This window comes from Enterococcus sp. 3G6_DIV0642 (genome assembly GCF_002140635.1).
Classification (GTDB): Bacteria; Bacillota; Bacilli; order Lactobacillales; family Enterococcaceae; genus Enterococcus_D; species Enterococcus_D casseliflavus.
The window spans coordinates 880,698-895,177 of sequence record NZ_NGLH01000001.1; the positions used below are offsets into that span (position 1 = coordinate 880,698).

Below are 14,480 nucleotides of genomic sequence, written 5' to 3' on the forward strand. Positions count from 1 at the left end.
AAGCAGGAGATAGGATGGAAAAGAACGTAAGCATGCGTGAATTGACCACGGCAGATTTAGCAGAAGTCGTGGACCACTATATTGCTGTATTTTCAGCAGAACCATGGAATGACCATTTGACAGTGCCGCAAATCACCGACTATGTATCATCAATGATGGCAATGAATACTTTTATTGGTTATCGACTAACAGACCGAGCATCGAATGAATTGATTGGTCTTTCATTAGGCTTTATCAAGCCCTGGTATCAAGGAAAAGAGTATGTGATCGATACTTTTTTAATTACTGGCACGCACCAAGGAAAAGGCCTTGGTTCCACTTTTTTAGAAAGGATCAAAGAGGATTTGCTCAAGAAAGAGATTCCAACGATTTTGTTAGATACCGAAGAAAGTATGCCAGCAGCGGATTTTTATAAAAAGAATGGCTTTAAACCGCTACCAGATAATGTGAGCTATTATTTATCTCTAGAATAATAATAGCTTGTCAATAAATAAAAAAGTCTGCGAAAAAATCGCAGGCTTTTTAGTTATGCACAGTTTCAACAGGTTTATCCACAATATGTTGTAGGAACATGTTTTCGCCTACTAAATATTGGGTGTGTGGTTTTTAGAAAAGGATTTCAAAGAGATTCTTATGGACCAATGAGCGTAAAAGTGAAAAAAGTACTGAAACGCTTATAGAATATAGCAATATTTATCTAGATGAGAGGCTCTGTTGGTACCGATCAGCTAATTTCTATCATCTTCGCGATAGGTTTTGCGATACTGTAGCGGCGTTAAACCAAATTTACGCTGAAATCTTTTGCTAAAGTAGCTCAAGTGATTGAAGCCAACGTGGTAGCAGATGGTTGAGATCGGCTCATCCGTTTCGATCAATAGGTTTTTGGCTTGAGACAATCGATAATCAATCAGATAGTTGATTGGGGTCAATGTCGTGTATTGCCGAAAAAGGGCGGTACAAGTACGTGTATTGATGGCAGCAGCTTTAGCGATCGCAGGAACCGTTAATGGTTCTTGATAATGCTCATGGACAAATGCCAGCATTAAGTAGATAGTTTCTTTCTTGGGTGAAGCAGGTCTTGCAGCCATTAGCTGTGAAAGGGCAGCTAAAAACAATTCATAGAGAGAAAATCGTTGTTCTATAAGCAGAGGCAGACGCACGGTTTGAACAAATGCTTGATGTTGGGCGGTTAAGGTTAATCGCCGATAGATGCGGGTGCGATCGTGGACTAATTGTTCGATCGCTTCTTTAAAAACAGGGTCAGCAATAAAGCCTGAAGAAAAATCAAAGCAGCAATATCGGATGTTTTCTGAAGCTAAAACAGCACCATGGAGTACACGGCTATTAATAATGATCGCCTCATTCTTGCTTAGCAAAATTTGCTCGTCGTCTATTGTATACACGAAGCTACCTTCTTCGACCCATACGATTTGCAGCTCGTCGTGCCAATGCAGAGGCAATTGGTCGCCACGCTTTTGTTGCAAGCAACGTTGATAAATTGCAAAGGAGCGATTTGTAGTTGTATGTTTGGTCGTTTCTTCGTTTTCTTCTGTGCGTTCAAAGTACATACCGCACCACCTTTTTACAGAATAGTGTTAAAAACAATCAGGATATTGACAAAAATTCACTATCTGATTCGGTATAATACTAACAAAGTTAAGTGAAAGACAAAAGGAGTTTTTATGAAAAAAACAGTTGGGATTGTTTATGCTTGTTCAGCAGCAGCTTTGTGGGCAGTTTCTGGCATCGCTGGACAAATTTTATTTGCGAAATATAGTATTTCAGCAAATTGGCTCGTTTCAACACGATTGGTTCTTTCAGGGTGTTTGTTGCTAAGCATTGGGTTAAAGGATCGCGCCCGATTGATTTCCCCATTTCGTGAGAAAAAGGACTTCATTCAGCTGCTCTTGTTTTCTTTCTTAGGCATGTTTCTCGTTCAATTTACTTACTTTAAAACGATTGAGCAAAGCAATGCTTCATTTGCAACAATTATTCAATATACAGGACCTTTCTTTGTTTTACTCTATGCTGCGATAGCCAAAAGGCAGATCCCCTCTTTAAAGACATGTTTCTGGTTATTGGTAACCTTACTTGGCGTGACGGCTGTGGCATCAAAAGGACAGATTGAGCAATTAGCGACTTCCCAATCTGCGCTAGGCTGGGGGATAGCATCAGCGATATCACTAGCTTTTTATTCTATCCAGCCGCGTAAACTTTTGCAAAAATATGGGAGTTTACCAATTGTCGGCTGGGGGATGTTGATTGGTGGAGGCTTGGCGAATGTGGTTCATCCAATTTGGCAGATCGATAGTCAACTGAACGTTCAAGTGATTCTTTATTTGTTGGTGGTCATTTTATTTGGAACAGCACTAGCGTATTTGATTTTTTTAACAAGTTTACGCTATTTATCCTCAACACTTGCAACAGTTTTAACAGCAGTTGAGCCACTGCTGGCTGCTTTCTTATCGATCATTGTTTTTCATGATCACTTCACAGTGGTGGAGCTAGTAGGATTTATGGCAGTCATAGGAAGCATCATGTGTTTACAAAAAAAATTGTGAAAAAGACGAGATTCGCCAAAATCGGTGAAGTCTCGTCTTTTTTATAAATCAACAGAAAAAGAAAACGCAGGAGTCTACGCTTTCTTTTTCTGTTCTTCTTTTTTCTTGTCTGTGGTCGGTACGGAATCTAGGGCTTTTTTGAAAATCTCTTCTTTTTTCGTTTTATAGTTATGTTGTCGTTCAGCATACACTTTTTCTTTCGTCTTTGTTTTCATACTCGGTCACCTCTTCCTTTTTTTTAAGTATAGCATGATTTCACAAACTTATGCAAATTATTGGGTTTCTCCTTGGTGTTATAATCTTTCTCGTAAAATACATTGTGAAAATATTTCTTTTGGCAGAGATGAGGGACTTCTCTATTAAGAAATTCGCATCCGATTGGAAGCGATGTAACAGGATCTCATCTTAGCGTTGATCACACAGGTGAAAGCAGCGTTCTTTTTGAAGCAACTTTTTCACAGAATCCCTCGTGTAAAAAAGGAATGATAAATGGGTGATTTTAGTATCGATTTTTGAAAAAGGGGATCTGGAAAGAAATGTTATTCAAATAACAGTCTTGTTTTTCAAAAAGTGGGTTTGTTTGCAAAAAAAATCCTGTTTTTATTCGCGAATTAAAATAACGTTGAATGAAATAGCGTTTTTCTGTAGTTTATAGAAATCTTTGTAAATAGAGTACCATTGAGCAACACCAAAGAGAAAGTGATCAAAAAGAATAACGCAGGAAAATAAATGACACGTTTTATTAAACGCAAATTAAAAAAATACAAAACGAAAACAATATCAAAAAATATTAATTTTTGTTAAAATGGGGTACAGGGGGTGTTTTATTGGAATCTCGGAAAATCAAACGGAAGCGTTTAGTGAAACAAAAACGGTCCCTTTTCGTACAAAAAGGATTGGGTATCACAGCAGCGTTAGCATCGACTTCAGGTGTCTTTACGTCTCTTGCTCATGCGACCGAAACGACAAACGCTTCGTCATCAACCAACACAACTGCTACTCTTGCCAGATCGTCAGCTGAAACGGCGATCAATCGACAATTTAAAACAACTGCTTCACTGAATGTTCGTTCAAATGCTTCAACAAGTGCCTCTATCGTAAGTGGCGTAGGAGCAAATACAACAATCACTGCGGTGGCTCAAAAGAACGGTACCTCAGTGAATGGCAATACAACATGGTATAAGCTATCAACAGGCGGCTGGATCTCAGGGGCTTATGTGAAAAGCACTTCAGGCTCTTCTTCTGCCAATACAGGCTCGTCCAATTCGTCGTCTTCTTCATCGGAAAAAGCAATTTCGAAATCAGTGAAAACGACTACTGCATTGAACGTCCGTTCAAATGCAACGACTAGTTCTAGTGTCGTACGCGGTTTGAGCAGTAATGCGACAGTACAAGTCGTTGCACAAAAGAGTGGAACGTCGGTGAATGGCACGACCACTTGGTACAAATTGTCCACAGGCGGTTGGATCACGGCGGCCTATGTCAAAGATGTTTCCAGCAGCTCGACAGGCAATAGTTCTTCTGGCGGCAACACAAGTGTTTCTGCAGAAACGGCTATCAACAAGAACGTGAAAACAACAGCGGCATTGAATGTCCGTTCGAGTGCCTCAACAAGTGGGAGTGTTGTTGGCAGCCTAAGCAACAGCACGACGGTGAAGGTCGTTGCCCAGAAAAATGGCACATCCGTTGGCGGCACCAATGTTTGGTACAAAGTATCGACTGGTGGCTGGATCACAGCGGCATATGTGCGTGACGTCACGTCTAGTTCTGGAAATACAAGTAATAACAATAATTCAAACACAGGTTCAAGCAACACCGGTTCATCAAACGGCTCAAGCAATGCGAGTGAGCAAGCCATCAATAAAACGTTCCAAACAACCACTGGTATGAATGTCCGCTCAAATGCATCGACTTCTGCAAGTGTAGTCAGCAGTTTGGGTAGCAATGCGACCTTCAAAGCAGTCGCTCAAAAACAAGGCACGTCAGTCAATGGCAATGCCACTTGGTATAAGTTATCAACGGGTGGCTGGGTATCTGCAGCGTATGTGAAGGAAGTCAGTGCTACGACTCCTGGCAACAATAACAACACAGGCAATACCAATGTTCCGATGAGCGTGAATGGAGCAGCGATCGTTGCAGAAGCTAGAAAACATATCGGCACTCCTTATCAATGGGGAGGCAAAGGACCAGATGTCTTCGACTGTTCTGGGTTTACACGCTACGTCTTCTTAAAAGTGACGGGCAAAAACATCGGTGATTGGACAGTCCCACAAGAAAGCGCAGGGACGATCATTCCTGTCTCGCAAGCACAAGCTGGCGACTTGCTGTTCTGGGGTCAAAAAGGGAATACCTACCATGTAGCGATCGCTACAAGTAATACAAGCTATATCCATGCGCCAAGCACGGGTTATACAGTCACCGAAGCACAATCAGGCTTTTCGACTGCTAGCTTCGCTCTACGCGTGAAATAAATATTTTATTGAAAAGGCAAAGAGTTTGTCCTTTGTTAGAAACGCCCCTAAGAAAGCTGCCATCAGTTTTCTTAGGGGCGCTTTTTGTGCTGGGCGCAGATCTTCAAAAAGGTGGGGCTTTGCCCTGTTTTTTTTGACAAAAAGGCCGATTTGTCAAAATCACTTGTTTTTACTAGTACAAATTTTTGTCAAAAAAAATAGTTACTGATACCATAAAAACGTACCAATATTAGGAGGGATCTACATGAGATATACGAACGGAAATTACGAAGCTTTTGCAAGAAGCAGAAAACCGAAAGATGTCGAAAAGAAAGAAGCCTATATTGTTGGTGGGGGATTAGCAGGACTTGCTGCGGCAGTCTTCTTGATCCGTGACGGCCATATGGCGGGTGAGAAAATCCACGTGCTTGAAGAACTTTCTTTATCAGGCGGTTCATTAGACGGAAAATTCATTCCCCATGATGGATTTGTGACCCGCGGCGGTCGAGAAATGGAAAATCATTTTGAGTGCCTGTGGGATCTATTTCGCTCGATTCCATCTTTGGAGGTGGAAGATGCTTCGGTGTTAGATGAGTTTTACTGGTTGGACCACGATGATCCAAATTCGTCTAACTGTCGGATCATTCACAATCGCGGCCAACGAGCAGCAGATGATGGAGAATTCACCTTGTCTGCTACAGCACAAAAAGAAATGACCCAATTGTTTATGACTTCAGAAGATCAATTGATCGGGAAAAAAATCGAAGATGTTTTTGGCGAAGAATTCTTTGAATCCAATTTTTGGCTATACTGGTGTACGATGTTCGCCTTTGAAAAATGGCATTCGGCGATTGAAATGCGTCGCTATGTGTTGCGTTTTGTGCACCATATCGATGGCTTGCCTGATTTTACCGCGTTAAAATTTACTCGTTACAACCAATATGAGTCATTGGTCAAACCACTACTTGCTTATTTGGAAGAACAAGGAGTCGACTTCCAATATGAATGCACCGTCAGCAATATCGATGTTCGGATCGTGGGCGAGGAAAAAGTTGCTCAAAAACTTGTGCTAGAAAAAGCGGGGGCAATCGAAGAAATTCCTTTGTCAGAAGATGACTTGGTCTTTGTTACCAACGGATCGATCACTGAAAGTTCCACGCAAGGGGACCACTATACTCCAGCGCCTATCTCAAAAGCACCTGGTGGCAGCTGGCGTTTATGGAAAAACTTGGCGGCGCAATCGCCTGAGTTTGGTCATCCAGAAGTCTTTTATGAAAACTTACCTGAAGAAAGTTGGTTTGTTTCGGCAACCGTCACTTGGCAAAATTTTGATGTGGAACCTTATTTAGAAAAATTGACCCATCGCAAGTTACGAACAGGCAGAATCGTCACTGGCGGGATCATCACCATCAAAGATTCCAATTGGATGATGAGCTTTGCGACCCATCGCCAACCGCACTTTAAAGAACAAAAAGATCAACAAACGATCACATGGGTGTATGGCTTGTTGTCAAATACGCCAGGAAACTACATCAAAAAACCAATTGAACAATGTTCTGGACAAGAAATCGTGCAAGAACTGCTTTACCATTTAGGCGTGCCGGAAGCAGAAATCCAACGCATTTCAAAAGAATCAAGTGTGGCAGTTCCAGTCTACATGCCGTTTATCACTTCTTACTTCATGCTGCGTGAACCAGGGGATCGGCCATTGGTTATTCCAAATGGCTCCAAAAACTTAGCTTTTATCGGTAATTTCGCAGAGACTGAACGAGACACTGTATTTACAACAGAATATTCCGTTCGGACTGCAATGGAGGCTGTTTATCAGCTATTAGCTGTGGAACGTGGGGTACCAGAAGTGTTTGCTTCCGCTTATGATCTACGTACTTTGGCCAAAGCTGTCTATTATCTGACCGATAAGAAAAAAATTACGGAAATGGAGCTGCCATTTATCGAACGGAAACTATTGGAAGGCTTCGTTAAGAAAACCGAACATACCTACATTGGCGATCTGTTGAAAGAAAACCATTTGATTTAAATCAAACGCAACGACAACGAGGCGAAAGAAGCTGCTCGTTGTCGTTGCGTCTTTTATTTATGTGTCCAACGCTGTTTGAAGGAATCCTTATTCCTTAGATAAAATCCGAACTTGGATCTCTGTCAAATAAGCTTGCTCGTTGCTAAGGGTCGTTTCGTGGATCGATCGTTCATAGAAGTAGTCATCGATTTGCCATTGGTGCGTCGCAATCAGCTGCTTGAGTTTTTGATAGAACTGCTTCAATCCTTCGTCATCCCCCTGATAAATGGCGGTTAAATAGCATCCTGCTGGTTTCACGAAGGAAGTCCCTTGCGGCTCTTCTTGCCGCACGTAAACGTAGTCGATGTCCTGCGTATCGTCTTTGTTCGTCCGAATCATAAAACCGTACTCGTTATTCGAGAATAGATAAGGCTGTGCCATCAAAAGATCGTAGGCTTGGGTGATCATCTCTGGGATGGAGCTGCCGTTTAATCTAGGACTGAGGGAGAAATATTCCTCTGGCTGTTCCTTCAAGGTGAAGGGGGAAGTTTTTTCTGCAGCCAGGCGCAAATCCGCAGCTTTTCGTTCGATGATTTTTTTGATGTTGGTCAACTGCTGAATTTTTTCATCGATGGTTTGCCGCTTGGCTTCCAATAAGTTTCTCATGGTCTCGTCATCCCCCTGCAACGCTGTTTGAATCTCTTTTAAGGGCATCGATAATTCTTTCAGTGATAGGATCAATCCGAGATCCAAAAGTTGATCAAGGGAATAGTATCGATACCCGTTCTCGTCTTTGCTGTTTGGTTGAAATAGTCCAATCTCGTCATAATAGTGGAGTGTCCGAGGATTGATCCGCGCGAAGCGTGCCATTTCCGATACTTTTAATTTGGTTTTCATGGCGTTCCTCCTTGACTTTACAGTTACTGTAAACTTTATACTAAGGATAGTCAACTACTGGGAGGAAGATAGAATGAATAAAAAAGTAACGTATCGACCATTTAAACGAGAAGATCTGCCTGCGCTTGTGCAAGTGATTATTGATAGCTGGAACTACGACGAGCAATTTGACAAGATGACCGCCAAGCACTTTGCTCATGTCTTTTTGTGTTATGAACTTGCCCGTGCGACCTATTCGCGGGTGGCTCTTTTAAATGGTGAAGCTGTCGGCATCTTATTAGCAGACAGTAAAAGAGGGAAGAAGCTTCATCCAATGCGCTATTGGGGGAAAACGATTTGGCATGCTGGCTGCTTACTGCTTACGAAAGAAGGGAGAAACACGCTGCTGCATTATGCCAAAGAGGTGGCTGAGTTAAATCAAGCGATGTTGAAAGATTTACAAACTCCTTTTCAGACCGAAGTTGGTTTGTTTGCTGTTAGTCCCAAGACACAAGGATTGGGTGTAGGCAAGCAGCTCTTTACTTCCTTTTTAGCGATGGTCCAGCAGGAAAAAACGGCTCCGTTTTTCCTTTATACCGATACCACCTGTAATTACGGTTTTTATGAGCATATGGGCTTGAAGCGGGCAGCTGCTGTGAAACGCTGGATCAAAAAGCCGATCATGAAGGAAATCGAGTTTTATATCTATACTTCCTAAGAGTGCAGCGACGCACTCTTTTTTCATTGGCTAGTATGGTAAACTGGAAGCAAAGAAGAACAAGAAAGCTGTTTTCGTTTTATAGAAACGGCGCTTATTCTGGTCGAAAGCGATGGCTCAATTCGCTTTCGTAAAAAGGATGGGGAATGGGAAAGGATGGTTTATTTGGAAAAAAAGCAGATAGGGTTTATTTTAAGTGATATTGATGGGACGATCTTGGATCATAAGCATCAAATCGATCTGGATTTGATTGAAGAAATCAAACGGTTGAAGCAGCAAGCGATTCCTTTTGTTTTGGCTTCCGCTCGCTCCCCGAAAGGAATGCTACCGATAGCTCAAGAATTAGGGATAGAAGACTGGCCCTTGGCTTGTTACAACGGTGCCCTGATTGGACGATACGATCAAAAGGGCACACTGGTACCGATTTTCAGTCATGAGGTCAAAAAAGCAGAGGCAAAGACTTTGGTCGCGCGCATCAAAGCTGATTTTCCTGGTGTTTCCATCAATGTCTACTCTGGTGATCAGTGGTATTGCGAAAGAGTGGACCAATGGGCACGAGCAGAAGCGGCGATCACCACAGAGACTCCTGTAGAAACTTCATTAGAACAACTGTTGGCACAAGAAGCTTTTGAGGTTCATAAGTTTCTTTTGATCGGCACAGCGGCAGAAATCCAAGCGCTTCATGCTGCCTGCCAGAACGCTGGATTTTTAGAAAGCGCCTTTTACTTATCCAAAGAGAATTATTTGGGAGTCACTCATCAAGCTGTGGGAAAAGATAAGGCGCTAAATGAATTGGCGGCCTATTTTCAAGTGCCGCTGGCGCAAACCTTAGCGATCGGCGATAATTTTAACGACCTGCCAATGATTGCTTCAGCTGGTATTGGTGTTGCGATGGAGAATGCGCCTGAATTGGTCAAAGCAAAAGCTGATTTTGTGACGACTAGCAATACAGACCATGGGGTTGCTGATGCATTGCGGCGATTTGTCACAGAATAGACAAAAAAACTAGGTTTTTTGAACAAATTGATTGACTTTCATTTCTACTCTCCTTAAACTTTTAGCTATACCTAAAAAGGTAAGTGTTTGTTGGAAAGAAGGAGAAGAATGAATAAGAAGATCGAGAAGACATTGACCAAATTTGCCGAGCCGTTGGGGCTCTCAGTTGATACTTCCACCGGGGTGATTTATGGAACGTATCATAGTTATAAACTTTTTTTAGTTCAAGAGAATAACAATAGTTATTCTCTTGTGGCTCATTTTTCCCTTAGCAAAGAGGGGGAACTTCCGAACCAAGAAGAAGTCAAAGAAGTTTTAAGTGAGTCAAAAGAGATCACCGACTGTGTGATCCAAGGATATCAAGTTGCCTATACATTACGCGGAGCGATGACTGCAGGGAAAACCGTGGACAAGATCCGTACTGCGTTGGACCAGTTGACGAATTTTTTGAAGACGAAAGGCTTCCAAAATGCTTGTACCTTCTGCGGCGCGGTCGCTGAGCCGGTTTCGCTGTATGCTATTGGCGGCGCTCCCGTCATTGCCTGTGAAGCTTGCTTTAAGAAACAACAAGAAGCGGTCCTTGCGCAAGAACGGGAAAAAGGGCAGAAAAAAGAAAATTGGTTAGCTGGAACCGTGGGTGCGTTTCTTGGCTCATTGATTGGTGCCGGCGCAATTATTTTATTAGGACAACTGGGGTATGTTGCTGCATTGTCTGGGATCGCGATGGCGATCTGTGCCATCAAAGGGTATGAATTATTAGGTGGAAAACTCAGCACAAAAGGTATTATTAGTAGTATCATCGTCATGATCATCATGGTCTATGTCGGGAATCGTATCGACTGGTCGATCAGTGTAGCAAATTATTACACGGACGTTGATGTCTTCTATGCCTTCCGTATTTTACCTGATTTGATTCGTGAAGGATATTTGGAAGCGAGTCAATATTACGGGAACTTAGGTCTGGTCTATCTCTTTACGGCGATTGGGGCTGTGCCAACTATTATTGCTGCGGTACGAGATGGTAAAGTGACGCGTCAAAGCTATAAAATGGAGTAATCCACATTTCTATCCAAAGATAAAAAAACACAAAACGAGATCTCTTTCGCTTTGTGTTTTTTGTTTTGTGTCATAAATAATAACATGCAGTGTTAACATAAAAAATAAATAATAATAAAATGAGAAAAATAGCTTGCTTTTATAATTAATATTTATTAAAATCTTATTTACATTCAGAGTTTTGTAATAATTCTGAAAATTTTGGATTTTCATAAGGGGTAGGTAAGATGAAGAAAAAATGGGGATATGGTGTCGTCGCTGTTTGTGGAATCGTATTGGCAGGTTGCTCAACAGGAGGGACATCAAGTACAGGTGAAAGTTCAAGTGGTAGTGGGACAGCAGCTGCCGAACAAATTTTTAATGTTGTGGTTCAACAAGAAATGCCGAGTGCCGATCTATCCTTAGCCACCGATACGATCAGTTTCAGTGCTTTAAATAATGTGTATGAAGGGTTGTACCGCTTAGATGCTGATAGTAAGCCCGAACCAGCAGGTGCCGCCGAATTAGCGGAAGTCAGTGAAGATGGTCTGACCTATAAATTGAAACTACGAGAAGATGCCAAATGGTCAAATGGAGAACCAGTAACGGCAGCGGATTATGTCTTTGGTTGGCAACGCACCGTAAGTGCGGAAACAGGTTCTGAATATGCGTACTTATTTGCGCCTGTAACCAATGCCGAAGCGATAACAGCAGGTGAAAAAGATGCCTCAGAATTGGGGATCAAAGCAGTCAGTGACTATGAATTAGAAATCACGCTGACGACACCTACGCCATACTTCCAATACTTATTGGCATTTCCATCCTTCTTCCCACAAAGCCAAGCAGTTGTAGAAGACAACGGCGATCAATATGCTTCAACAAGCGACAATGCCGTTTACAATGGACCCTTTGTATTAGCTGGCTTTGATGGGCCAGGAACCGATACAGAATGGTCATATGAAAAGAACGACCAATATTGGGACAAAGAGACGGTGAAACTTGATACCATCAATGTTAGTGTCGTAAAAGAATCATCGACCTCCTTGAATCTATTCCAAGATGGGCAAGCAGACGACGTCATCTTAACAGGAGAATTGGCACAGCAAATGGCCAATGATGAAGCGTTTGTGTCAGAACCATTAGCCCGTACTTCCTATATCGAGTTGAATCAGCGAGAAGAAGATTCGCCATTCCGCAATGAGGATCTGCGTAAAGCAATCTCTTATGCCATCGATCGTGATGCATTAGTGACATCGATTTTAGGGGACGGTTCATTGGCTTCCACAGGATTGATACCAAAAGGAATGACCTTTAACCCAACTGATAATACTGATTTTGTCGATGAAGCGGAAAGTGTCATTGAATACGATCAAGAAAAGGCCAAAGAACATTGGGAAAAAGCCAAAGAGGCGTTAGGAATCGATTCCTTGAGCTTTGAAATTTTGGCTTCTGATACAGATTCAACCAAAAAGGCCATTGAGTATATTCAAAGTGCGATTCAAGACACGCTGGATGGGGTGAAAGTTAGCCTAAGTCCTGTTCCTTTCTCCGTTCGTTTAGATCGTTCAAACTCAGGTGACTTTGATGTCGTCATGGGTGGTTGGGGAGCTGACTATGCGGATGCTAGCAGCTTTACTGATTTGTTTGTTACCGACAATTCCTACAACCGCGGTCGTTGGACAAGCGAGGATTACGATGCAGCAGTGAAATCGTCAGCCACGACAAACGCTGGCAATCCAGATGCTCGCTGGCAAGATTTGTTAGATGCAGAGAAAATCATTATGGATCAACAAGGGGTCATCCCTGTGTACCAAAACGTTGAAGCTCATTTACGTGCACCAAAAGTAAAAGGGGTCGTATCACACGGTGCTGGAGCGCAATATGACTACAAGTGGGCAGTTATTGAAGAATAAGCGCCTAAAGAAGAAACTGGTTTTGCGTAAGCAAGCCAGTTTTTTTCTCGGGCTTTGTTCTTACTTACACAATGTTAGTAATGAGAGCGGATGCAATTGTTTATAAAAAAACAAAAAACGAGGTTGGCAAGGGATCAACGATCGACTTGCCAACCTCGTTTTTTGTTCATCTATTTCACAGAAATCCAGTGAAAGATTATTCGCTAACTGTTACGTCACCTGTTACAGAAGCGCCATCTTCGTCAAGTGTTGCTGAATCTTGGAATTCTTTTGAAGTGAATGTTACGTTACCTTCAACTTTTGCACCATTCAATACAAAGCCGTTAGCATTCACTTCAACGTCACCTTTGATTACACCGTGAACGATGTTGAAGTTTTCTGAGTTAACGATCAATTTAGGAACAGTTACTGTGTATTCAGCTGTTACGTTGCGGTCTTCATCTTGTGAGTACAATGCAAATTTACGGTAGATATCAGCAGAGTCGTCACCTTTGTCGTGGAATTCGCCATCAACGGTTACATCGTTATCAAATGTCATGTCGCCAGTTACAGCAACGATCCAGTTACCATCTGCGCTCAATGCTTTTTCGATCACTGAAGTTTGGTCACTGATAGAAGCAGTTGAAACAACGTCATCTGATGATTCAGTTGATGCAGCAGTTGAAGCTGCTGTTGATGATGATGAGCTTGCAGCTGTATCGTTATCTGAACTACATGCAGCTAAAAGAGTGCCTCCCATAAGCAATGATGCAGCGATTAAAGTGATTTTAGTTTTTTTCATGTTTCCTTCTCCTTTGTATTCCCATAGTTTTCTTAAAAACAAAATGATTATACCATACCGAGGTGAAGTTTGTGAAACAAAAAACATAAATGAGGAGAAATTTAATAAATAGCAGCCTAGGATTAAAAAAATTTCAAAGAAACTAGGAATAAATGAGTGACGCTTACGAATGAATGAGACATCTTATTCACAAAGAACCCTCCATTATGGAAGAAATGCCCTTCTTCTATAATGGAGGGTCATTACTACATGCGCTTTCGATCCGTCAACTGCTTGAACTTCGATACGATCAAATCCATGATGAACTGATACATAAAAGCATGGGTTTGAAAATGGGTTTGGTGAGGGAAGATGATTGCTTCTTGGACAAAGGGCAGTTCCGAGATCTGTGGATTAGCGGTGATCACGATGACTTTGGCTTTGGTTCGATCGAAGAAATCTTTCCGTGGTGTTCCATTTCGAATTTGCTGTTTCGTTAGGTAGTCACCGGAGTTGGTAAAAATGATAAACAGCGATTCTTCATCAGCGGTCTTGATGATTTCTTCCTGTACGAGATCGTCTTGGAAGGTCCGAATGAACTTGCCGTTGTATGCTAGTTTGATCTGGAAATCAATAGCAGCCGATTCTGAGAATAAAATTCCAAAAGCAAAGACATTTTTATGCGTCACAATGGCTTTTGCGACCCGTTCGATGGCTGGCAGATCAAGATGATGACGCAGATAATCGATGTCTTGTACAACTGCGTCAAAATAGGAGTCTACGCCCTCTTGCTCTAAGGCAGACAAAATATTCGAACGATAATTCAGGGGATTGTTGAAGCGGTTCTCGATGAAAGCTGCGTTGTCTTTTAAATCACCATAGTCATCAAAGCCTAAGGTACGGGCGAATTTTGAAACGGTTGACTTTGACACATGGCAAAGAGCGGCGAATTCACCAATACTTAGAGTTTGGATCTGATCGTAATAGTTGATCATGGTCAAACCGATATAGTAGTTGGTGGAATCAGTGGGTGCATTATTTAAAAGATTCAATAAACGAATAATTAAGAGGCCCATTTTCTTTCCTTTCTTGTAAGCAGTTTCCAAATTGCGAACTTTCGCAGGTGAGAGAAAAAAATCTGCTATAGTAACGCC

At 42.0% G+C, this 14,480-nt stretch carries 13 protein-coding genes; 8 read left to right on the forward strand and 5 right to left on the reverse strand.

Annotated elements, in window-relative coordinates:
* Window positions 1-14 precede the first annotated feature (14 nt).
* Complete coding sequence (locus A5878_RS04370; RefSeq protein ID WP_086294731.1) at window positions 15-473, forward strand: N-acetyltransferase; 459 nt, start codon at window positions 15-17, stop codon at window positions 471-473.
* A gap of 255 nt (window positions 474-728) precedes the next feature.
* On the opposite strand, the gene A5878_RS04375 is transcribed toward A5878_RS04370, so the two are convergent.
* The gene (locus A5878_RS04375) at window positions 729-1,568 is read right to left on the reverse strand and encodes an AraC family transcriptional regulator (protein WP_086294732.1); all 840 of its coding nucleotides are present in this window, start codon (window positions 1,566-1,568) and stop codon (window positions 729-731) included.
* A 114-nt stretch (window positions 1,569-1,682) separates the two neighbouring features.
* On the opposite strand from A5878_RS04375, the gene A5878_RS04380 reads away from it, so the two are divergent.
* Window positions 1,683-2,561, forward strand: a complete 879-nt coding sequence (locus tag A5878_RS04380; protein WP_086294733.1) for a DMT family transporter — start codon at window positions 1,683-1,685, stop codon at window positions 2,559-2,561.
* Between the two features lie 74 nt (window positions 2,562-2,635).
* Here A5878_RS04380 and A5878_RS17470 read toward each other — a convergent pair whose 3' ends face one another.
* Window positions 2,636-2,776, reverse strand: a complete 141-nt coding sequence (locus tag A5878_RS17470) for a hypothetical protein (RefSeq protein WP_005237363.1) — start codon at window positions 2,774-2,776, stop codon at window positions 2,636-2,638.
* Between the two features lie 612 nt (window positions 2,777-3,388).
* On the opposite strand from A5878_RS17470, the gene A5878_RS04385 reads away from it, so the two are divergent.
* Complete coding sequence (locus A5878_RS04385) at window positions 3,389-5,032, forward strand: SH3 domain-containing protein (RefSeq protein ID WP_086294734.1); 1,644 nt, start codon at window positions 3,389-3,391, stop codon at window positions 5,030-5,032.
* Between the two features lie 244 nt (window positions 5,033-5,276).
* Window positions 5,277-7,049 (forward strand): oleate hydratase, encoded by a 1,773-nt coding sequence (locus A5878_RS04390; RefSeq protein ID WP_086294735.1) that lies wholly within the window; start codon window positions 5,277-5,279, stop codon window positions 7,047-7,049.
* Window positions 7,050-7,136: 87 nt separating this feature from the next.
* Here the strand turns inward: A5878_RS04390 and A5878_RS04395 are convergent, their stop codons facing one another.
* On the reverse strand, window positions 7,137-7,925 hold the full coding sequence (locus A5878_RS04395) for a MerR family transcriptional regulator (protein ID WP_086294736.1): 789 nt from the start codon (window positions 7,923-7,925) through the stop codon (window positions 7,137-7,139).
* Window positions 7,926-7,998: 73 nt separating this feature from the next.
* Between A5878_RS04395 and A5878_RS04400 the strand changes: the two genes are divergently transcribed.
* From A5878_RS04400 to A5878_RS04415, 4 genes are all read left to right on the forward strand, one after another.
* A complete protein-coding gene (locus A5878_RS04400; RefSeq protein ID WP_086294737.1) occupies window positions 7,999-8,622 on the forward strand; it encodes a GNAT family N-acetyltransferase in 624 nt (207 codons plus the stop codon).
* Window positions 8,623-8,778: 156 nt separating this feature from the next.
* Window positions 8,779-9,618 (forward strand): Cof-type HAD-IIB family hydrolase, encoded by an 840-nt coding sequence (locus tag A5878_RS04405; protein ID WP_179190622.1) that lies wholly within the window; start codon window positions 8,779-8,781, stop codon window positions 9,616-9,618.
* A 108-nt stretch (window positions 9,619-9,726) separates the two neighbouring features.
* Complete coding sequence (locus A5878_RS04410) at window positions 9,727-10,674, forward strand: hypothetical protein (RefSeq protein WP_086294739.1); 948 nt, start codon at window positions 9,727-9,729, stop codon at window positions 10,672-10,674.
* A gap of 227 nt (window positions 10,675-10,901) precedes the next feature.
* Window positions 10,902-12,566, forward strand: coding sequence for a peptide ABC transporter substrate-binding protein (locus tag A5878_RS04415; RefSeq protein WP_086294740.1), 1,665 nt, complete (start codon window positions 10,902-10,904; stop codon window positions 12,564-12,566).
* A 196-nt stretch (window positions 12,567-12,762) separates the two neighbouring features.
* Here the strand turns inward: A5878_RS04415 and A5878_RS04420 are convergent, their stop codons facing one another.
* Together A5878_RS04420 and A5878_RS04425 are read right to left on the reverse strand one after the other, a co-directional pair.
* On the reverse strand, window positions 12,763-13,347 hold the full coding sequence (locus A5878_RS04420; RefSeq protein ID WP_010747631.1) for a polymer-forming cytoskeletal protein: 585 nt from the start codon (window positions 13,345-13,347) through the stop codon (window positions 12,763-12,765).
* A 245-nt stretch (window positions 13,348-13,592) separates the two neighbouring features.
* Entirely contained in the window at window positions 13,593-14,402 is an 810-nt protein-coding gene (locus A5878_RS04425) for a MurR/RpiR family transcriptional regulator (RefSeq protein WP_086294741.1), read from the reverse strand.
* Window positions 14,403-14,480 lie beyond the last annotated feature (78 nt).

Excerpts from the sequence above, each read along its gene's own strand:
- A5878_RS04415 (WP_086294740.1), top strand. The coding sequence starts at position 10,902 with ATGAAGAAAAAATGGGGATATGGTGTCGTCGCTGTTTGTGGAATCGTA.
- A5878_RS17470 (WP_005237363.1), bottom strand. The coding sequence starts at position 2,776 with ATGAAAACAAAGACGAAAGAAAAAGTGTATGCTGAACGACAACATAAC.
- A5878_RS04375 (WP_086294732.1), bottom strand. The coding sequence starts at position 1,568 with ATGTACTTTGAACGCACAGAAGAAAACGAAGAAACGACCAAACATACA.
- A5878_RS04405 (WP_179190622.1), top strand. The coding sequence starts at position 8,779 with ATGGTTTATTTGGAAAAAAAGCAGATAGGGTTTATTTTAAGTGATATT.
- A5878_RS04410 (WP_086294739.1), top strand. The coding sequence starts at position 9,727 with ATGAATAAGAAGATCGAGAAGACATTGACCAAATTTGCCGAGCCGTTG.
- A5878_RS04400 (WP_086294737.1), top strand. The coding sequence starts at position 7,999 with ATGAATAAAAAAGTAACGTATCGACCATTTAAACGAGAAGATCTGCCT.
- A5878_RS04395 (WP_086294736.1), bottom strand. The coding sequence starts at position 7,925 with ATGAAAACCAAATTAAAAGTATCGGAAATGGCACGCTTCGCGCGGATC.
- A5878_RS04370 (WP_086294731.1), top strand. The coding sequence starts at position 15 with ATGGAAAAGAACGTAAGCATGCGTGAATTGACCACGGCAGATTTAGCA.
- A5878_RS04390 (WP_086294735.1), top strand. The coding sequence starts at position 5,277 with ATGAGATATACGAACGGAAATTACGAAGCTTTTGCAAGAAGCAGAAAA.
- A5878_RS04425 (WP_086294741.1), bottom strand. The coding sequence starts at position 14,402 with ATGGGCCTCTTAATTATTCGTTTATTGAATCTTTTAAATAATGCACCC.
- A5878_RS04420 (WP_010747631.1), bottom strand. The coding sequence starts at position 13,347 with ATGAAAAAAACTAAAATCACTTTAATCGCTGCATCATTGCTTATGGGA.
- A5878_RS04380 (WP_086294733.1), top strand. The coding sequence starts at position 1,683 with ATGAAAAAAACAGTTGGGATTGTTTATGCTTGTTCAGCAGCAGCTTTG.